Source organism: Streptomyces sp. NPDC034103, assembly GCF_055575395.1.
The window spans coordinates 361,644-381,199 of sequence record NZ_JBVISS010000009.1 but is presented as its reverse complement, the minus strand read 5'-3'; the positions used below and the strand labels follow the sequence as shown (position 1 = coordinate 381,199).

The following is a 19,556-nucleotide window of genomic DNA, read 5'->3' as shown; positions in this document are numbered from 1 at the left end:
CGGCCCCGCCGCGCTCCGCGCGTACGCGAGAATGGACCCATGAGCCTGTTCCGTGACGACGGCATCGTGCTGCGTACCCAGAAGCTCGGTGAAGCCGACCGGATCATCACGCTGCTCACGCGCGGTCACGGGCGGGTGCGGGCGGTGGCGCGGGGGGTGCGCAGGACCAAGTCGAAGTTCGGGGCGCGGCTCGAACCCTTCTCCCATGTCGACGTGCAGTTCTTCGCGCGCGGCAGCGAGCTGGTGGGGCGCGGGCTGCCGCTGTGCACCCAGAGCGAGACCATCGCACCGTACGGCGGCGGGATCGTCAGCGACTACGCGCGCTACACCGCCGGGACGGCCATGCTGGAGACCGCCGAGCGCTTCACCGACCACGAGGGCGAGCCCGCCGTCCAGCAGTACCTGCTGCTCGTCGGCGCCCTGCGGACGCTCTCCCGCGGCGAGCACGCCCCGCACCTCGTGCTCGACGCCTTCCTGCTGCGCTCCCTCGCCGTCAACGGGTACGCCCCCACCTTCAGCGACTGCGCCCGGTGCGGAATGCCCGGGCCGAACCGGTTCTTCTCGGTCGGTGCGGGCGGTTCCGTCTGCGTGGACTGCCGGGTGCCGGGGAGCGTCGTACCCTCACCGCAGACCCTGGAACTCCTCGCCGCGCTCCTTACGGGAGACTGGGAGACCGCGGACGCGAGCGAGCCGCGGCATGTCCGGGAGGGCAGCGGGCTGGTCTCCGCCTATCTGCACTGGCATCTGGAACGCGGACTCCGCTCGCTGCGTTACGTAGAGAAGTAAGACGAAGAGGAATCGAGAAGCACATGGTCGTAGGCCGGCTGTTGGGGCGCCAGCGCCGCGAGTACAAGTCGCCGGAACCGCACCCGTCCGGTGCCCGCGCGCCGAAGCTCCCCGGCGAACTCGTCCCGAACCATGTGGCGATCGTCATGGACGGCAACGGCCGCTGGGCCAAGGAGCGGGGGCTGCCGCGCACCGAGGGCCACAAGGTCGGTGCCGAGCGCGTCCTGGACGTGCTCCAGGGCGCGGTCGAGATCGGCGTGGGCGCCATCTCGCTGTACGCCTTCTCCACCGAGAACTGGAAGCGCTCGCCCGACGAGGTCCGCTTCCTGATGAACTTCAACCGCGACTTCATCCGCAAGACCCGCGACACCCTCGACGCGCTCGGCATCCGGGTGCGCTGGGTGGGCCGGATGCCCAAGCTGTGGAAGTCGGTCGCCAAGGAGCTCCAGATCGCCCAGGAGCAGACCAAGGACAACGACCGGCTCACGCTGTACTTCTGCATGAACTACGGCGGCCGCGCCGAGATCGCCGACGCCGCGCAGGCCCTCGCGGAGGATGTCCGGGCCGGCCGTCTGGACCCGTCGAAGGTGACCGAGAAGACCTTCGCGAAGTATCTGTACTACCCGGACATGCCGGACGTGGACCTGTTCCTGCGGCCCAGCGGCGAGCAGCGCACCTCCAACTACCTGCTGTGGCAGAGCGCGTACGCCGAGATGGTCTTCCAGGACGTCCTGTGGCCGGACTTCGACCGCCGCGACCTGTGGCGGGCGTGTCTGGAGTTCGCCTCCCGGGACCGCCGCTTCGGCGGCGCGATCCCGAACGAGGAACTCCTGGCCATGCAGGGCAGGACGCCCGACGAGCGGGCCACCTCCTAGCCGCCCCCCGGGCCGTCGACGCCGCGGGGGACCGCCTCCCGGTCTCCCGCTCGTCGCGACGGCCCGTACGGGAGACGCGTGACCCCGCGGGGTCGGGGGAGCCGCCTAGGAGGCCTGCACGCAGTCCGCGCAGGTGCCGAAGATCTCCACCGTGTGGGCCACGTTGACGTAGCCGTGCTCGGCCGCGATGGCCTCGGCCCACTTCTCCACCGCGGGGCCCTCGACCTCGACGGCCTTGCCGCAGACGCGGCACACCAGGTGGTGATGGTGGTCGCCGGTGGAGCAGCGGCGGTAGACGGACTCGCCGTCGGAGGTGCGCAGGACGTCGACCTCGCCGGCGTCGGCGAGGGACTGCAGGGTGCGGTAGACCGTGGTCAGGCCCACCGAGTCGCCCTTGTGCTTGAGCATGTCGTGGAGATCCTGCGCACTGCGGAACTCGTCGACCTCGTCGAGCGCCGCCGCCACGGCGGCCCGCTGCCGGGTCGCGCGGCCCTTCACGGGCGGTCCAGCGGTCGTCACCGTTGCCTCCTACCTGACGTCTGCGGCTGCCGGGCCATTGTGCCAGCCCGTTCCGTGCCGAGTCAGACGCCGATCTTCCCGGTCGCCTCCCGGCTGGCCGGAATCGTGCATTCCGCCGGGTCGCCGCCGGGCTGCGCGGCCGCCGCCTGACGGGCCCGGCGCCGGGCCAGCGGGGTCGCCAGCACGGTCAGCACGATGAACGCGCCGATGGTCAGCAGCACGATCGTCGCGCCGGGCGGTACGTCCTGGTAGTACGAGGTCACGGTGCCGCCGATGGTCACCGCCACCCCGATCGCCACCGCGATCGCGAAGGTGGCCGCGAAACTCCGGCTGAGCTGCTGCGCCGCCGCCACCGGCACCACCATCAGCGCCGACACCAGCAGCAGGCCCACGACCCGCATGGCGACCGTGACCGTGATGGCCGCCGTGATCGCGGTCAGCAGGTTCAGGGCGCGCACCGGCAGCCCCGTCACGCGCGCGAACTCCTCGTCCTGGCTGACCGCGAAGAGCTGCCGCCGCAGTCCCAGCGTGACCAACACCACGAACGCGGCCAGCACGCAGATCGCGGTCACGTCGTCCTCGGAGACCGTGGACAGCGACCCGAAGAGGTACGAGGTGAGGTTCGCGTTGGAGCCGGTGGGCGCGAGGTTGATGAACATCACGCCGCCGGCCATACCGCCGTAGAAGAGCATGGCGAGGGCGATGTCGCCGCGGGTGCGGCCGAACCAGCGGATCAGCTCCATGAGGACGGCGCCGAGCACGGAGACGACGGTCGCCATCCACACCGGGGACCAGGACAGCAGGAAGCCGAGGCCGACGCCGGTCATCGCGACATGGCCGATGCCGTCGCCCATCAGGGCCTGGCGGCGCTGGACCAGGTAGATGCCGATCGCGGGGGCCGTGATGCCGACCAGGACGGCGGCGAGCAGGGCCCGCTGCATGAAGGCGTAGTTCAGGAATTCCATCAGCTCAGCAGTCCCGTCCGGATCGGTTCGGCGTCGTGAGCCGCGTGCGGGTGGACGTGGTCGTGGCCGGGCAGCGCGTGCTGGCCGACCGCCTTCGGGGGCGGGCCGTCGTGCAGGACGCAGCCGTCGCGCAGGACGACCGCGCGGTCGATCAGCGGCTCCAGCGGACCCAGTTCATGGAGGACGAGGAGGACGGTCGCGCCCTGCGCCACCTGCTCGCGCAGTGTGCGTGCCAGCACCTCCTGGCTGGCCAGGTCGACGCCCGCCATCGGCTCGTCCATGATCAGCAGTTCGGGGTCACAGGCCAGCGCCCGGGCGATCAGCACACGCTGGTGCTGGCCGCCGGAGAGGGCGTCCACGGAGTCCTTGGCGCGGTCCGCCAGACCGACCAGTTCCAGGGCGTGCCGCACGGCCGCGCGGTCGGCCTGGCGCAGCACGCCGAAACGGGCCCGGGACAGGCGGCCCGATGAGACCACCTCGGTCACCGTGGCGGGCACGCCGCCCGCGGCCGTGGTGCGCTGCGGGACGTACCCGACGCGCGCCCAGTCACGGAAGCGGCGGCGGGGGGTGCCGAACAGCTCGATCTCGCCGGCCGCGACCGGCACCTGGCCGATGACGCTGCGCACGGCCGTCGACTTGCCCGAGCCGTTGGCGCCGAGCAGCGCGACGACCTCACCGCGGTGCACGGTGAGGTCGATGCCGCGGAGCACGGGGCGCGAGCCCAGGTCGGCGCGGACCCCGCGCATCGATATGACGGGCTCGCTCACTGAGGCCTCCGTAACGGTCATGTGGCGCCGAGAGCTGTCTTGAGCGCCGCGAGGTTGGATTCCATGACCTGGATGTAGTCCTCGCCCTCGGACTTGTCGGTGATGCCCTCGAGCGGGTCGAGGACGTCCGTCTTGAGTCCCGCGTCCGAGGCGAGGGTCTTCGCGGTCTTGTCCGACACCAGTGTCTCGTAGAACACGGTGGTCACTCCGTCGGCCTTGGCCTCGGTCTGGAGCTCCTTGATCCGGGCGGGGCTCGGCTCGCTCTCCGGGTCGAGGCCGGAGATGGCCTCCTGGGTGAGGCCGTAGCGCTCGGCGAGGTAGCCGAAGGCGGCGTGGTTGGTGAAGAAGACCTTGGTCCTGGTGTTCTTCAGCCCGTTCTCGTACGCGGTGTCGAGGGCGTCGAGCTTCGCCGTCAGGGCGGCGGCGTTCTTCTTGTAGTCGGCCGCGTGGTCCGGGTCGGCCTTCTCGAAGGCTCGGGCGACACCCTCGGCGACCTCGCGGTACTTCACCGGGTCGAGCCAGAGGTGCGGGTCGAGGGCGTGCTCCTCCTCCTCGGAGTGCTCCTCCTCGCCGCCGTGCTCGTGCTCCACGTCGCCGTGGTCCTCCAGCGTGGTCAGCGAGGCGGCGTCGATCTTGGTCTCGACCTCGGACTGGGAGACGGCCTTGTCGACGGCCGGCTGGAGCGACTTCAGGTAGAGCACCGCGTCCGCCTCGCCCAGCTCGGCGGTCTGCTTGGTGCTGAGCTCCAGGTCGTGCGGCTCCTGACCGGGCTCGGTGAGGGTGGTGACGTTCACGTGGTCCCCGCCGATCTGCTCGGCGAGGTACTGCATCGGGTAGAAGGACGTGACGACGTCGAACTTCTCCGTGTTGCCGGCCGCGGTGCCGTCGCCGGAGCAGGCGGACAGGGTTCCGAGGCCGAGAGCGGTGGCCGCCGCGACCGCGATCCCGGATATGTGGTGTCGTCGTACGTTCATGACACTCATTTTCAACAAATATGGAAACCGTTGTCAACAAAGCGGGGGTGGGGAACCGATTTGATACCGGGGGTGGCGACGCCGGTAACCTGAGGCATTCGCTGCCGTCCATTCGTCATGAAGAGAGCACCGTGGCCGCCGACAAGATCGACACCATCGTCAGCCTGAGCAAGCGCCGTGGCTTCGTTTTCCCTTGTAGTGAGATCTACGGCGGTCAGAAGGCCGCCTGGGACTACGGACCCCTGGGTGTCGAGCTGAAGGAGAACCTGAAGCGTCAGTGGTGGCGCTACATGGTCACCTCGCGCGAGGACGTCGTCGGTCTCGACTCGTCCGTGATCCTGGCCCCCGAGGTCTGGGTCGCCTCCGGCCATGTCGCCACGTTCAGCGACCCGTTGACCGAGTGCACCTCCTGCCACAAGCGGTACCGCGCGGACCACCTGGAGGAGGCCTACGAGGCCAAGCACAACCGCCTCCCGGAGAACGGCCTGGCGGACATCAACTGCCCCAACTGCGGCAACAAGGGCCAGTTCACCGAGCCCAAGCAGTTCTCGGGTCTGCTCTCCACCCACCTCGGCCCGACCCAGGACTCCGGCTCCGTCGCCTACCTGCGTCCCGAGACCGCACAGGGAATCTTCACCAACTTCGCCCAGGTGCAGGTCGCTTCGCGCAAGAAGCCGCCGTTCGGCATCGCGCAGATGGGCAAGTCCTTCCGCAACGAGATCACGCCCGGCAACTTCATCTTCCGCACCCGCGAGTTCGAGCAGATGGAGATGGAGTTCTTCGTCAAGCCGGGCGAGGACGAGAAGTGGCAGGAGTACTGGATGGAGCAGCGCTGGAACTGGTACACCGGTCTCGGCATGCGCGAGGAGAACATGCGGTGGTACGAGCACCCGAAGGAGAAGCTCTCCCACTACTCCAAGCGCACCGCTGACATCGAGTACCGCTTCCAGTTCGGCGGCAACGAGTGGGGCGAGCTCGAGGGTGTGGCCAACCGCACCGACTACGACCTCACCGCGCACTCCAAGGCCTCCGGCCAGGACCTCTTCTACTACGACCAGGAGGCCGGCGAGCGCTGGACGCCGTACGTCATCGAGCCGGCCGCCGGTGTCGGCCGCGCGATGCTGGCGTTCCTCCTCGACGCCTACATCGAGGACGAGGCCCCCAACGCCAAGGGCAAGATGGAGAAGCGCACGGTGCTGCGTCTCGACCACCGCCTCGCCCCGGTGAAGGTCGCGGTCCTCCCGCTCTCCCGCAACCCGGAGCTGTCCCCGAAGGCCAAGGGCCTCGCCCAGGCGCTGCGTCAGCACTGGAACATCGAGTTCGACGACGCCGGCGCCATCGGCCGCCGCTACCGCCGCCAGGACGAGATCGGTACGCCGTTCTGCGTCACCGTCGACTTCGACACCCTCGAGGACAACGCGGTGACCGTCCGCGAGCGTGACTCGATGAAGCAGGAGCGCGTGTCGCTGGACCAGATCGAGGGCTACCTGGCGAGCCGACTGATCGGCTGCTAGTCACCCAGGGTTCGCCAAGACCCCGGTTCCGTGCCAGACGGCACGGGACCGGGGTCTTGTCCGTCCAGGGATTCCGCGCGGGGCCGAGTGGTCCCCGTGGCGGCCGGTGGATTGGCCCTGTAACCGGTGGCGCGGCCGCGCCAGGGTGAACGCCATGAGCCTCGCGTTCCTGCTGACCACCCTCGTCGTGGTCGCCACTCCCGGTACCGGTGTCGTCTACACCCTCGCGGCGGGCCTGTCGCGCGGGCGGCGGGCGAGCGTCGTGGCGGCGTTCGGCTGCGCCCTCGGGACCGTGCCGCACATGGTGGCGGCGATCACCGGTGCGGCCGCGCTGCTGCACACCAGCGCCACCGCCTTCCAGGTCCTGAAGTACGCCGGTGTCGCCTACCTGCTGTGGATGGCGTGGGCCACCGTGCGGGACCGGGACGCCATCGCCGTGGAGGGCCCGAGTGCCCCCGTCCCCGCGGGGCGGGTCATCGTCCGGGCGGTGCTGATCAATGTCCTCAACCCCAAGCTGACGATCTTCTTCTTCGCGTTCCTGCCGCAGTTCGTGACCCCGGGGGAGCCGCACGCGCTGGTGCGGATGCTCGGGCTGAGCGGGGTCTTCATGCTGGCGACCTTCGTGGTCTTCGCCGCCTACGGGGTGCTCGCGGCGTCGGTCCGCCGCCATGTGATCTCGCGGCCCCGGGTGATGACGTGGCTGCGACGGAGCTTCGCGGGGTCCTTCGTCCTGCTCGGAGCGAAGCTGGCGACGACCGACGGGTGACGCGACTTGCGTGACGGCCGACCGGTGACGCGGCTCCGTGACGACCGGGTGAGGTGAGCCCCTGACCGCCGAGCGCATCCTCGAAGGACCGAGGAGGTGCTGCGCCGCCACGGCCCGGCTCGGCTCGGAGGTGCGGTGCGGGACGCGCCGCCCGGGGCGACCGTTGCGGTCCACGTCCTGTGGGCGAACGCACCCGGGTTGGGCCCCGGGTTCGGAGGTGCGGTGGGGGGCGCGCCGCCCGGGCCTGACCACCGCGGCCCGCGGTCCGCGTCCTGTGGGCGAACGCGCCGTGGTCCCGCACGACCCCGCCCCCCCAACGGGCCTCGTCACCCCGCCGTGGGGTCCACCGTCGCCTGGTGTGCCTCGGCCAGGTGGTCCTCCGCCTTGAGCCACGGCAGGAACTGCGCGGCCTTGCGCCAGCCGCAGGTGTCGCATCTGATCGTGCGTTGCGTGCCCTGGCGGCGCACCTGGACGACGTGCTCGCGCCCGTGCTGGTCCCAGCGGCTCACTCTGCTCGAGTCGATCCCCGACACGGCCTCACCTCCGGTGAGGAGTGTGCAGCAGGATCAACATCAACAGCACTGTCTTCACGGCACGTTCGCCGTTCGTCGGCGTTCCCCGGCGTTCCCGGAACCGCCTCAGCCGACCGTCCGCGGCAACCGCAGGCTCAGCAGACCCGTCAGGGCCACGCCCGCCAGTTGCGCCGCCAGTGTCGTCACCAGCGCGTCCCGCATGCCCAACGCCGGGATCAGGGACAGGAAGAGGGTGCCGAGCGTGGCCACGCCCAGGGCCAGGGCGGACTGTTGGGTGGTCACCATGACGCCGCCGCCGACGCCCGCCCGCGCGGCCGGTACCTCGGAGAGCACGATCCGGAAGATCACCGGGAGTTGGAGGGCCTGCCCGGCGCCCGCGATCGCCGCTCCCGGGAGCAGTTCCAGTAGCCCGAGTCCCGGCCAGGAACGCCACGCCGCCAGCGCCATCAGTCCGACGCCGACCGCCTGGATCCCGGCCCCCGCGGTCACCACGCGCGTGCCGAACCTCGCGACCAGCCGCGGTCCCGCGAGGGAGACGAAGAAGAACGTCACCGCCATCGGTGCCAGCGCCAGCCCCGCCCGGACCGGGCCGAGCCCCGCGCCCCGCTGCAACGCCACCGCGATGACGAACATGAAGCCGCTGAACCCGATGGAGAACGGCACGATCATCACCAGCCCGCGCCGCAATGACACCAGCCGGAACAGGCTCGGCGGCACCAGCGGCGTACGCCCCAGCCGGTCCGCCCGGCGCTCCACCGCCCAGAACGCCGCCGCCGCGAACGGGAACGCCACCAGCGACAGCCACGTCCACAGCGGCCAGCCCGCCGAGCGGCCCTCCGTCAGCGGGGCCAGCAGGGTCAGCAGCGCGACGCCCAGCAGGACCGTGCCCGGGCCGTCCACCGGCTGCGGGTGCGGGGAGCGCGTCTCGGGCACGGCACGGGCGGCCAGGACCAGGCCGACGAGGACCACGGGCACGTTCACCAGGAAGACCGAGCGCCAGCCCGTGCCCGCGACGTCGGCGGCGACCAGGACGCCGCCCAGGATCTGGCCGGCCACCATCGACAGGCCGGCCGTCGCGCCGTACAGGCTCATCGCCTTGGCGCGCCGCTGTCCGGAGGTCGCCGCCTGGATGGTGGCGAGCACCTGCGGCAGCATCGCCGCGGACGCCATGCCCTGGGCGACCCGGGCCGCCACCAGGGTCCACGCGGTGGGCGCGAGCCCGCAGGCCAGCGAGGTCAGACCGAAGGCCGCCATGCCGCCGAGGAAGAGCCGGCGGCGGCCGAACAGGTCCCCGAGCCGGCCGCCGAGGACGAGGAGGACCGCGTACGCCAACCCGTAGCCGGACACGACCAGTTCGAGGACCGACTCGCTCGCCGCGAGGTCCCGGCCGATGGTGGGCAGGGCGACGTTCACGATGAAGAAGTCGATGAGGGGCAGTGCCGCGCCGAGCAGCACGGTGAAGAGTCCGAGGCCGCCGAGCACGGGTGGCGCGCTCGCGGTGCGGACCGGGCGTGGGGTGGTGGTTTCGGTGGTCACGCGCACCAGCCTCCGCCCGCCGCCAGACGGGTACCAGAGTGTCTTTATCCTGGTAGCAGGAGTACCTGGCAACAGGGTCCGGACGGCGGCACGCTGGAGGCATGACGACGATGGTCCAGGAGCCGACGGCGGCCCCCGCCGACATCCGGCGGCATGAACTCGCCGCCTTTCTGCGGCACCGCCGCGAGCACCTCACCCCCGAGCAGGTCGGCCTGCCCCGCGGCCGCAGGCGCCGCACCCCCGGACTGCGCCGCGAGGAGGTCGCCCACCTCTCCGCGGTCGGCGTCACCTGGTACACCTGGCTGGAGCAGGCCCGCGACATCCAGGTCTCCGTGCAGGTCCTGGACGCCCTCGCCCGCACCCTGCTGCTCGACCCGAGCGAGCGCGCCCACCTCTTCCAGCTCGCCGGGGCGGCGGACCCGACACCGGCCACCAGTTGCCCGTCGATCACCCCCGCGCTGCGCCAGATGCTCGAACAGCTGGAGCCGCTTCCGGCCTGCGTGCAGAACAGCCGCTACGACATCCTGGCCCACAACCGCACCTACGGCCTGCTCCTGTGCGACCTGGAGGCGGTGCCGCCGCAGGACCGCAACTGCATGGTCCTGTGCTACACCAACGAGGAGTGGGCCCGTTCGATCGTGCACCTGGAGGAGACCCGCCGGCTGATGGCCGCCCGGCTGCGCGCCGCCATGGCGAACCACCTCGCCGAGCCCGCCTGGAAGATGCTGCTGAAGCGGCTGCGCGCGGAGTCCCCGGAGTTCTGCGAGGCCTGGGACCGGCATGAGGTGGTCTCCCACCGCACCAAGCGCAAGGAGTTCCGCAACCCCCACGTCGGCCGGGTCTCGGTCATCCACACCGACCTCTGGCTCGGCCCGGACCTGGGGCCGCGCATGGTGACGTACACCCCGGCGGACGAGGAGTCGCGGGAGCGGCTGGAGAAGCTGCACGCCATCGCGGTCGCCCGGTCGGCGTGAGGCACCTACGCCGGGGCGGGGGCTACGCGCCGACCTGTGCCGCCTCGCGCGCCTCGGCCGACTCCAGCCGCTCGGCGGTGCGCAGCGCGGTCCGGCGCGCCCAGGCGCCGCTGGTCACCGCGCCCAGCACCAGCACCGCGAGCCCGCACCCGGCGATGATCCACCAGGCCGGCACCGAGGCGGCGACGAACGTGTCGGCGTACGAGGCCGAGCCCACGCCCGCCACCAGCACGGCTCCCACCACAGCCACGCCCAGGGTCTGACCCAGCTGCCGGCTGGTGGAGGCCACCGCCGCCGCGACGCCCGCCTGCGCCCGGGGCATCCCCGAGACCGCCGTGTTGGTGATCGGCGCGTTCACGAACCCGAAGCCGACGCCGAAGAGCACATAGCCGAGCAGGAGCGTGACATCGGAGGTCTCGGCCTCGAACGCGGCGAACAGCACCCCGCTCGCGGTGATCGCCACCCCGGCGACCAGCAGCGGCAGCCGCGGCCCGTGCCGGCCGACCAGCCGCCCGGAGAGCGGGGCGCACAGGAACGTCGGCGCCGCGATCGGCAGCATCCACAGACCGGCGTGCAGCGCGTCCAGACCGCGGACGTTCTGGAGGTAGAGGGTCGACAGGAACAGGAAGCCGCCCAGTGCCGCGAACGCGCTGATCGCGATCACCGTGGCCCCGCTGAACGGCGCCGAGCGGAAGAACCGCAGGTCGATCAGGGGTTCGTGGCGCCGGGGCTCGTAGACCAGCAGCCCCACCAGAGCGGCGAGCGCCAGCGCGGCGTACGGCAGGACCGGGCCGAGGCCGGTGTTCGGCGCCTCGATGATCGCGTACGTCAGGGAGCCGAACAGCGCGATCACCAGGAGCTGGCCGACCGGGTCGGGGCGGCGGGCCTTGGGGGCGCGGGACTCGGGGACGAAGCGGAGGGTGAGCACGAGGGCGGCGAGACCGACGGGGAGGTTGATCCAGAAGATCGAGCGCCAGCCGACGGAGTCCACCAGCAGGCCGCCCGCGACCGGTCCCGCGGCCATGGAGATACCGACGACCGCGCCCCACGCCCCGATCGCGCTGGCGCGTTCGCGGGGGTCCGTGAAGGTGTTGGTGATGATCGACATGGCGACCGGGTTGAGCATCGAGCCGCCCACCGCCTGGACCATGCGGAAGGCGATCAGCGCCTCCAGGTTCGGGGCGAGCGAGCACAGCACCGAGCCGAGGGTGAAGACGATCAGGCCCGCGACGAAGACCCGCTTGCGGCCGAGCCGGTCGGCGGTGGAGCCGGCGAGCATCAGCAGCGAGGCGAGCACCAGGGTGTACGCGTCGATGGTCCACTGGAGCCCGGACGTGGTGGCGTCGAGGTCGTGCTGCATGGACGGCAGGGCGACGTTCAGGACGGTGTTGTCGAGGCTGACGATCAGCAGGCTCATGCAGCAGATCGCGAGGACGAGCAGGCGTCGCCGGAAGCTGAGCTCGGGCATGGAGTCATCGTACGCCGGTATCGATAGTGCGTCTAACTAATGGTAGGTACAAGGTCAGGCGGACCGGCACCTGTCGTCGTACGCCACAATGGGGGAATGCCCACGACCGCGCCCACCTCGCACACGACCCTCCGGATCGGTCCGCACACCGTGCAGCCGCCCGTCGTCCTGGCCCCGATGGCCGGGATCACCAACGCGCCCTTCCGCACCCTGTGCAGGGAGTTCAGCGGCGGCAAGGGGCTGTTCGTGAGCGAGATGATCACGACCCGGGCGCTGGTCGAGCGCAACGAGAAGACCATGCAGCTGATCCACTTCGACGCGACCGAGAAACCGCGCTCGATCCAGCTGTACGGCGTCGACCCGGCGACCGTCGGCAAGGCCGTCCGCATGATCGCGGAGGAGGACCTCGCCGACCACATCGACCTCAACTTCGGGTGCCCGGTGCCGAAGGTGACCCGCAAGGGCGGAGGATCGGCGCTGCCCTACAAGCGGAACCTGCTGCGGGCGATCCTGCGCGAGGCGGTCAGCGGGGCCGGGGACCTGCCCGTGACGATGAAGATGCGCAAGGGCATCGACGACGACCACATCACCTACCTCGACGCGGGCCGGATCGCGGTCGAGGAGGGGGTGACGGCGATCGCGCTGCACGGCCGCACCGCCGCCCAGCACTACGGCGGCACGGCGGACTGGGAGGCGATCGCGCGCCTGAAGGAGCACGTGCCGGAGATCCCCGTCCTCGGCAACGGCGACATCTGGTCGGCGCAGGACGCGCTGCGGATGGTGCGGGAGACCGGGTGCGACGGCGTGGTCGTGGGCCGTGGCTGCCTCGGCCGGCCGTGGCTGTTCTCGGACCTGGTGGCGGCCTTCGAGGGGCGCACCGAGGACATCGCGCGGCCGTCGCTGCGCGAGGTCGCCGACGTCATGGTCCGCCACGCCACCCTCCTGGGCGAGTGGATCGGCGACGAGGCCCGGGGCGTCATCGACTTCCGCAAGCACGTGGCCTGGTACCTCAAGGGCTTCGCCGTCGGTTCGGAGATGCGCAAACGCCTCGCGATCACGTCGTCGCTGGAGGAACTCCGCTCCGGCCTCGACGAGTTGGACCTCGACCAGCCCTGGCCCACGGGCGCCGACGGACCCCGCGGCCGCACCTCGGGCAACAACAGGGTCGTCCTGCCGGACGGCTGGCTGAAGGACCCCTACGACTGCGCGGGCGTCAGCGAGGACGCGGAGCTGGACACGTCGGGGGGCTGAGGCGCTCCCGGCGGCTCGGGCTCGGTGGCGCGGGAGGCGACGCCGTCGCCGTGACCGTCAGTCCTTCGACGGGTGCGGTGTCGAGCCGTAGGCCGTCAGGAAGCGGTCGCGGAACGCACTCATCTTCCAGACCGGGGCGTTGTGGGCGGGACGCAGGCCGTCGGTCCAGTTCCAGTTCGCGATCCTGTCCAGCACCTTCGGGTCCTTGGCCACGATCGACACCGGGACGTCCCGGCTGGCGTGGTCGCCGCTGACGCGGGCGATGGGCTGGTGGTCGCCGAGGAAGACGAGGACGGTGTCGTCGGTGCCGTAGCGCTCCAGCCACTGGGTCAGCGCCGTGACCGAGTACTGGATCGACTTGCCGTACTCCTCGCGGGACTTGGTCGTGTCCGTGACGACGTCGCCGGGCTTCTCGCCGGCCTTCTGGATCGCGTCGAAGACCGAGCCGTCGCCCAGCTCGTCCCAGTCGACCAGCTTCGGGATCGGCGCCCACGGCTGGTGGCTCGACGTCAGGATGACCTCCGACATCAGCGGCCGGTCCCGCTTCTTGCCGTGGACCAGGCGCTGGAAGGCCTCCAGGGCGTACTGGTCCGGCATCGTCGACCAGCTGAACTTCGGTCCCCGATAGCCGAGTTGGAAGGCGTTGTAGACCTTGTCCAGGCCGTGGTACCGCGCCTCCGGCCAGCCCTTCTGGATGCCCGGCATCACCCCGACCGTGTCCCAGGCGCCGGTCTTCTGGAACGCCTTGGTGAGGGTGAGGTGGTCGCCCGAGGTCACCGTGCGGTACCGCTGCTGGTTGTCGATCCACAGGCCGGACAGGAACGTCGAGTGCCCCAGCCAGCTGCTGCCCCCGTACGTCGCCGACGTCAGCCAGCCGCTCTTGGCACGGAACCCCGCCTTCGCCAGGGCCTCGGTGCGCGCCGCCAGCGTCGCGTCCACCCCCGGCGCCATGATCGGGTCCTCGACCGCGCTGCGGCCGTAGCTCTCGATGAACGTGAAGATGACGTCCTTGCCCCGCAGGTCCGGCACCAGCTGCGCACCCGGCGTGGCCCCGAAGGTGTCCGCCTTCGCCTCCTTCGCGAACGCCGCCTCGTCCCGCACCGTGTCCACCACCCGCCGCGCCTGGATCTTCAGCGCGTCGGCGGCCCGGTCGGAGGCGATGGGCGTACCGGCGATCTGGAGCCCGAGGGCGTAGCAGGTGATCCAGGCCATCGCCGCGATCAGCGTGCCGCGCGCGGCGACCGGTCTGCTCGCCACCAGGACCTCGCTCAGCCGGACCATCGCCAGCGTCATCACCCCGACCACCACCAGCACCAGGACGACGGCGCCCACGGCGGCCAGCACCGCGAACGTCCCGCCCATCGAGTCCGCGACATACGCCTGCGCGTCGTCCAGCAACTCCCAGTCCAGGACCAGGTTGAAGCCCCGCCCCAGATACTCCCGGAACCCCATGTCGAGCACGTTCAGCACGGTCAGCACCCCGAGCCCCACCCCGGACACCACCGCCACGACCACCCGGGGCCGCCGCGGCAGCCACAACGCCACGGCCGCCCCGAGGATCGCCTCGACGGGGATCCGGGTGAACCGGTCCGGTCGCAGCGCCCCGACCGCGTTCGGCAGCAGCAGCGCACCGACGACCAGCACCGCGGCGAGCGCGGTGACGGTCCGGCGCAGGATCGGCGGGCGGCGCGGCGCGGGCGCCTCGGGGACGACGTCGTCGGTCGCGTCCGGCAGTTGCGGCGTGCTGGTGGAGGCAGACACCCGAAGGCCCTTCCGTACGAGACCCGGCAAGACGGCGGACCCGACCTGAGGTCCCGGAGCCGCCGCACTCCCGTACGGCACCCCACCCGCGCCTGTTCACGGGTTCGGGCAAACACCGGGCAAACGGTTGGTTCCCTAGGCGCCGCCCACCGCGGTCAGCAGGGCCAGGGGCGTCGCGGCCGACCGGGACTCGCGCACACACGCGTGCGGGTACGGCACCGGCTCCGGATGGGTGCCCCGGCCGTACCCGGCGAGCACCTCCGGCAACCGGTGTCCGGTGGCCGTCGCCGCGTCCACCAGCGCGTGGGCGACCGTCCGCGCCTCGTCGTGCAGCCCGTACCGCGCCAGCCCCAGTGTGATCAGGGCGTTGTCGTGCGGCCACACCGAACCGCGGTGGTACGACAACGGGTGGTACGCCCCCTGCCCCGCCGCCACCGTCCGGACCCCCCACCCGGAGAAGAAGTCCGGCTCCAGCAGCCGCCGCCCCACGGCCTCCCCGTACTCCTTGTCCAGCAGCCCCGACCACAGCAGATGCCCCGCGTCCGAGGCCAGCGCGTCCACCTGGCGGCCCTCGCCGTCCAGCGCCAGGGCCGGGAAGGCGACGTCGGGCATCCAGAAGTCCCGCTGGAACCGGTCCCGCAGATCGCCCGCCGCCTGCTCCAGCAGCGCCGCGTACGTCTCGTCGCCCCACGCCGTCCGCGCCACCGACGCCGTGCGCCGCAGCGCGTCGTACGCGTACCCCTGCGCTCCCGCCGCCAGCACCGGCCCGCTCGCCCGGGTCCCGTCGGCCCGGCAGATCGCGCCGGGGGAGTCCTTCCAGTTCTGGTTGGCGAGGCCGCCCTGGTCGGCGCGGTACACCAGGTAGCCGCGCGAGGTCAGCCCGCCGTGGTCCAGCATCCAGCCGACCGCGGCACGCGCGTGCGGCTCCAGACGGCGGGCCAGGGTCACGTCCCCGGTCCGCTCCACGTACGCGCCGAGCAGCACCAGGAACAGGGGGGTGGCGTCCACCGAGCCGTAGTAACGCCCGTAGGGGACCTGGCCGAAGTGGGCCAGCTCGCCGTGCCGTACCTCGTGCACGATCTTGCCCGGCTGGGCCACCGCGTCCACGCCGGTCTCCGTCGCCTGGGTCGCGGCGAGGGCGGGGAGGGTGGCGGCGGCCAGGCCGGGGCGGTAGGGGAGGGCGAACAGCGAGGTCAGCAGCGCGTCGCGGCCCAGCAGGGTCAGGAACCAGGGCGCGCCGGCGGCCGGGACGCGCAGTTCCTCGCCGTCCGGGCCGGTCGCCGGGACCTGGAGCGCGGCGAGGTCGGCGAGGCCGCGGGCGCAGGCGGCGGCCAGCTCGGGCCAGCCGCTCGGGAAGGGCACGTCCTGCACGAACTCGCCCTCCAGTCGGAGGAGTTCGTCGTGGAGCGCGGCCGGTGAGCGCGGTACCCGCAGCGCGCGCCGGTCGCCGTGCGGGCGGGCCATCACCCGCAGGGTGAGTTCCGCCGTGCCGTGCGGCTCCAGCTCCAGCGTCCAGACCAGGCGCCGCGCGCCGGTGCCGGTCTCCTCGACGGCGTCCGGGGCGGGCTCGGCCGTCACCGTCGTACGGGACCGCCATTCGCGGCGCCGGTAGGTGAACTCGACGCCCGCCTCGATGACGTCGCGGGAACGGGTGACGCCGGACTTGGTGTAGGTGCGGTGGTCGGAGCGGAGCTCGAACTGGTCGGCGAAGTCGGCGTCGGCGGTCATCGCGAGGCGGACCGTCGTCGGCACCGGGCGGTTGCCGGTGACGCGCAGGGTCTCGACGAACGAGCCGTCACCGACGGCCTGTTCACGGAAGACCGTGTACGCGGGCGGTTCCTGGCGGCCGCCGCGCGGGACCAGGACACAGCGGGCGCTGTCGCCGTCGGCCACGGGTGTGAGGGTCTCGGGCACGGCGCCGTCCAGCGTGAGCTGCCAGCGGCTCAGGTGCCGGGCGTCGCGCACGAACAGCCCCTCCGGGAAGGGCGCGTTGCCGCCCCGGACCCCGCTGATGTCCCCGTTGTCGCCCACGGCCGCGAAGGTCGCGCCGCGCACGAGCAGGTGATGCCGGTCCGTCATTCCCGTTCCCCTCCCTGGAAGATGCCGGTGTGCAACAGGTCGAGCGTGAGCGCGGCGGTCCAGCCGAAGCCGGTCGTGCCGCACGCCTCGCCGGTGTACGGATCGACGTACTCGGCGAAGTCGGAGGTGTCCGCGAGGTCCAGTACGGCCCGGCGCAGCGCGTCGGCGCGGCCTCGTTCGCCGTGGGTGCGCAGGCCCCGCTCCATCAGCCAGGCGGTGTTGAACCAGGCCGGGCCGCGCCAGTAGCGGTGCGGGTCGAAGGCCTCGCCGAGGAGGTCGTAGCTGGGGACCAGGCGGGTGGCGCCGCCGAGCCCGAAGTGCGCGGAGGCGGTCGTACGGACGAGGGCCTCGACGATGTCCCGGGGGAGTGTCGGCAGGAGCAGCGGGACCAGCCCCGACACGGCTCGCTCGGGGATCGGGCCGGCGCCCCGCACGTCCCGGCAGAAGAACATGCCCTCCGCCGGGTCCCACAGCCGGTCGATCAGCGCTCCCGTCAGGCGTTCGGCGCGCGCGTGGCGGGCCGTGCCCGGCGCGCCCAACTCCTCGGCGATCCGGGCGAGGGCGTGCTCGGAGGCGATGAGCAGGGCGTTGAAGGAGGGGTCCTCGACGGCGAAGTCGCCCTGGCCGTCGGTGTATCCGCCGTCGCGGTAGTCCGTCGCCAGCCGTACGTACCGCCCGTAGTCCAGGTCCGTGGGCCGGTCCTGAGCCGCCCCGTGGTCGAGGTCGGCGCGCCGGAAGGAGCGGGCCGGGGCGGGGGTGACGCGCGACAACGGCAGGTCCCAGCAGGGGCTGTTGTCCATTCCCTGCTCCCACGGGTGCACCACGGACACGAGTCCGCCGCCGCCCAGGTCCCGGCGGTGCAGCAGATAGCGGTGCCAGGCCGCCAGCCGGGGGTACACCCGGGCGAGGAAACCGCGCGCCCGGGACAGACCGGGGTCCGCGCGGTGCACAAGCCACGCGGCCAGCGCGTGCACCGGTGGCTGCACGATGCCCGAGGTCTGTACGGTGCGCGGGGCGCCCGCGGCGTGTCCCGCGGTCGAGGAGCGCCAGAAGTCGGGGCTCGGGAAGTACGCGTCGAGCGGCACGGAGGGGTTGAAGACGATGTGCGGGACACGGCCGTCGCCCCACTGGGCGGCGAGCAGCGTCTCCAGCTCCGTCTGCGCCCTGAGCGGCGACAGATGCCTCAGGCCGATCGCGATGAACGCCGAGTCCCATGACCACTGGTGCGGGTACAGACCGCGCGAGGGCACCGTGGAGGTGCCGGTCCAGTTGTCCTCCAGGACGCGTGCGGCCCGGCGGTGCAGCGCTTCCCGGGAGGGGGGTGGATCGTATGCGAAGGCGCGTTCCGCGCGGCGGGTGGTGAGCTGGGCAGTGCGATCCACTCGGGACTCCCCGAAAGACGTCCGGCCGACCCGTTCGGTCGTGACCACCGTAGAGTTACGTCTATTTAACACGCAAAACCCAATATGTAATGCAGAGTTGAGAAACACAAGGGGGTGCGCATGACCGGACGGGGTCAGGGAAGCGCCGGCGAACTGCTCGAACTGGTACGAACCGGGCGGGCGGTCACGCGCGGCGCGCTCCAGCGGGCCACCGGCCTCTCCCGTGCCACGGTCGGCCAGCGCCTGGACCGGCTCTTCCGCGCGGGCTGGCTGCGCGAGGGCGCCGGCGGTCCGGTGGACTCCCCGCTCGGCGGACGCCCCTCGATCACCCTGGAGTTCGACGACACCCACGCCGTCGTCCTCGCCGCCGACCTCGACACCCGGCACGCTCGCGCGGCCGTCCTGACGCTCACCGGCGACCTCCTCGCCGAACACGGCGGCATCCTCGCCGTCGAGGACGGACCGGACGCGGTGCTGGGGGAGCTGGGCCGCTGGTTCGCCGAACTGCTGGAGAAGGCGGGCCGGCGCGCGAGCGAGGTCTGCGGCATCGGGCTCGCGGTGCCGGGGCCGGTCGACAGCGGCAGCGGCCGGGTGGTCCAGCCGCCGATGATGCCGGGCTGGGACGGCTACGACATAAGAGGCCGCCTCGCCGGCTCCTTCACCGAGCACACGGGCACGCCCGCGGTCCCGGTCCTGGTCGACAACGACGCGAACCTCATGGCGTACGGCGAACAGCGCACGTCCTACCCCGACTGCTCGGCGTTCGCGCTGGTCAAGGTGTCGACCGGGATCGGCGCCGGAGTCGTCGTCGACGGCTCGATCTACCGGGGGATCGACGGGGGCGCCGGGGACATCGGCCATATCCGGGTGGGTGCGGACGCGCTGTGCCGGTGCGGTTCCCGGGGCTGTCTGGCCGCCGTCGCCAGTGGGGGCGCTGTGGCCCGCAGGCTGGTGGAGAAGGGGGTGCCCGCGGCGTCCGGCTCGGACGTGCGGGACCTGCTGACCGCCGGGCACCCGGAGGCGGCCGCGCTCGCCCGGGAGGCGGGGCGGCAGGTCGGGGACGTGCTCGCGACCGTGGTGACCCTGCTGAACCCCGGCGTGCTGATGATCGCGGGCGATTTGGCCGGAACTCCCTTCCTCACCGGGGTGCGGGAGCTGCTGTACCAGCGGGCGCTGCCACGCTCCACCGCTCATCTGGACGTCGTGACCTCCCTGCTCGGTGAGCGGGCCGCGCTGGTGGGGGCGGGCGCGCTGGTCGTGGAGCACCTGTACGCCCCGGAGCGGGTGGAGGAGCGGTTGACGGCGCGGGGTGTGTGACCGGCGTGTTTCGTTCCGGATGCCCGTCCGCATGGTGAAATCCGGGCGGCTGTGGCAGCGTGATTCTCGCCACCCCTGATAGGGGTCGC

17 protein-coding genes are annotated in these 19,556 nt (G+C 71.9%); 7 read left to right on the top strand and 10 right to left on the bottom strand.

Annotated elements, in window-relative coordinates:
* Window positions 1-39: 39 nt before the first annotated feature.
* Entirely contained in the window at window positions 40-786 is a 747-nt protein-coding gene (recO, locus tag ACZ56U_RS22415; protein WP_391229165.1) for a DNA repair protein RecO, read from the top strand.
* Window positions 787-809: 23 nt separating this feature from the next.
* The gene (locus tag ACZ56U_RS22410) at window positions 810-1,661 is read left to right on the top strand and encodes an isoprenyl transferase (protein ID WP_469085758.1); all 852 of its coding nucleotides are present in this window, start codon (window positions 810-812) and stop codon (window positions 1,659-1,661) included.
* Window positions 1,662-1,766: 105 nt separating this feature from the next.
* Here the strand turns inward: ACZ56U_RS22410 and ACZ56U_RS22405 are convergent, their stop codons facing one another.
* The 4 genes from ACZ56U_RS22405 to ACZ56U_RS22390 form a co-directional block, all read right to left on the bottom strand.
* Window positions 1,767-2,180 carry a Fur family transcriptional regulator gene (locus ACZ56U_RS22405; protein ID WP_469085757.1) on the bottom strand — a complete coding sequence of 138 codons (414 nt, stop codon included), beginning with the start codon at window positions 2,178-2,180 and terminating at the stop codon, window positions 1,767-1,769.
* A gap of 62 nt (window positions 2,181-2,242) precedes the next feature.
* On the bottom strand, window positions 2,243-3,145 hold the full coding sequence (locus tag ACZ56U_RS22400; RefSeq protein WP_469085756.1) for a metal ABC transporter permease: 903 nt from the start codon (window positions 3,143-3,145) through the stop codon (window positions 2,243-2,245).
* Window positions 3,145-3,933, bottom strand: a complete 789-nt coding sequence (locus tag ACZ56U_RS22395) for a metal ABC transporter ATP-binding protein (RefSeq protein ID WP_469085755.1) — start codon at window positions 3,931-3,933, stop codon at window positions 3,145-3,147. The genes ACZ56U_RS22400 and ACZ56U_RS22395 overlap by 1 nt, the downstream gene beginning before the upstream one ends.
* Complete coding sequence (locus ACZ56U_RS22390; RefSeq protein ID WP_469085754.1) at window positions 3,930-4,886, bottom strand: zinc ABC transporter substrate-binding protein; 957 nt, start codon at window positions 4,884-4,886, stop codon at window positions 3,930-3,932. Before ACZ56U_RS22390 ends, ACZ56U_RS22395 begins: the two co-directional genes overlap by 4 nt.
* A gap of 131 nt (window positions 4,887-5,017) precedes the next feature.
* Here ACZ56U_RS22390 and ACZ56U_RS22385 point away from each other — a divergent pair, with 131 nt between their 5' ends.
* Together ACZ56U_RS22385 and ACZ56U_RS22380 are read left to right on the top strand one after the other, a co-directional pair.
* On the top strand, window positions 5,018-6,400 hold the full coding sequence (locus tag ACZ56U_RS22385; RefSeq protein ID WP_469085753.1) for a glycine--tRNA ligase: 1,383 nt from the start codon (window positions 5,018-5,020) through the stop codon (window positions 6,398-6,400).
* A gap of 154 nt (window positions 6,401-6,554) precedes the next feature.
* Window positions 6,555-7,166 (top strand): LysE family translocator, encoded by a 612-nt coding sequence (locus ACZ56U_RS22380; protein WP_469085752.1) that lies wholly within the window; start codon window positions 6,555-6,557, stop codon window positions 7,164-7,166.
* Between the two features lie 326 nt (window positions 7,167-7,492).
* Here ACZ56U_RS22380 and ACZ56U_RS22375 read toward each other — a convergent pair whose 3' ends face one another.
* Together ACZ56U_RS22375 and ACZ56U_RS22370 are read right to left on the bottom strand one after the other, a co-directional pair.
* Complete coding sequence (locus ACZ56U_RS22375) at window positions 7,493-7,699, bottom strand: hypothetical protein (RefSeq protein WP_469085751.1); 207 nt, start codon at window positions 7,697-7,699, stop codon at window positions 7,493-7,495.
* A 105-nt stretch (window positions 7,700-7,804) separates the two neighbouring features.
* Complete coding sequence (locus ACZ56U_RS22370) at window positions 7,805-9,235, bottom strand: MFS transporter (protein ID WP_469085750.1); 1,431 nt, start codon at window positions 9,233-9,235, stop codon at window positions 7,805-7,807.
* A gap of 101 nt (window positions 9,236-9,336) precedes the next feature.
* On the opposite strand from ACZ56U_RS22370, the gene ACZ56U_RS22365 reads away from it, so the two are divergent.
* Window positions 9,337-10,209: a helix-turn-helix transcriptional regulator gene (locus ACZ56U_RS22365; protein ID WP_469085749.1), complete on the top strand. Its 873-nt coding sequence runs from the start codon at window positions 9,337-9,339 to the stop codon at window positions 10,207-10,209.
* Between the two features lie 22 nt (window positions 10,210-10,231).
* Here the strand turns inward: ACZ56U_RS22365 and ACZ56U_RS22360 are convergent, their stop codons facing one another.
* A complete protein-coding gene (locus ACZ56U_RS22360) occupies window positions 10,232-11,677 on the bottom strand; it encodes an MFS transporter (protein ID WP_469085748.1) in 1,446 nt (481 codons plus the stop codon).
* A gap of 96 nt (window positions 11,678-11,773) precedes the next feature.
* Here ACZ56U_RS22360 and dusB point away from each other — a divergent pair, with 96 nt between their 5' ends.
* A complete protein-coding gene (gene dusB / locus ACZ56U_RS22355; RefSeq protein ID WP_469085747.1) occupies window positions 11,774-12,928 on the top strand; it encodes a tRNA dihydrouridine synthase DusB in 1,155 nt (384 codons plus the stop codon).
* A 57-nt stretch (window positions 12,929-12,985) separates the two neighbouring features.
* On the opposite strand, the gene ACZ56U_RS22350 is transcribed toward dusB, so the two are convergent.
* The 3 genes from ACZ56U_RS22350 to ACZ56U_RS22340 all read right to left on the bottom strand — a co-directional run bounded on the left by ACZ56U_RS22350 (window position 12,986) and on the right by ACZ56U_RS22340 (window position 18,150).
* Window positions 12,986-14,689, bottom strand: a complete 1,704-nt coding sequence (locus ACZ56U_RS22350; RefSeq protein WP_469085746.1) for an alkaline phosphatase family protein — start codon at window positions 14,687-14,689, stop codon at window positions 12,986-12,988.
* Window positions 14,690-14,824: 135 nt separating this feature from the next.
* Window positions 14,825-16,768 carry an amylo-alpha-1,6-glucosidase gene (locus ACZ56U_RS22345; RefSeq protein WP_469085745.1) on the bottom strand — a complete coding sequence of 648 codons (1,944 nt, stop codon included), beginning with the start codon at window positions 16,766-16,768 and terminating at the stop codon, window positions 14,825-14,827.
* Window positions 16,765-18,150, bottom strand: a complete 1,386-nt coding sequence (locus ACZ56U_RS22340; protein ID WP_469085744.1) for an MGH1-like glycoside hydrolase domain-containing protein — start codon at window positions 18,148-18,150, stop codon at window positions 16,765-16,767. The genes ACZ56U_RS22345 and ACZ56U_RS22340 overlap by 4 nt, the downstream gene beginning before the upstream one ends.
* Before the next feature lie 120 nt (window positions 18,151-18,270).
* Here ACZ56U_RS22340 and ACZ56U_RS22335 point away from each other — a divergent pair, with 120 nt between their 5' ends.
* The gene (locus ACZ56U_RS22335) at window positions 18,271-19,467 is read left to right on the top strand and encodes an ROK family transcriptional regulator (RefSeq protein ID WP_469085743.1); all 1,197 of its coding nucleotides are present in this window, start codon (window positions 18,271-18,273) and stop codon (window positions 19,465-19,467) included.
* Window positions 19,468-19,556: the final 89 nt, after the last annotated feature.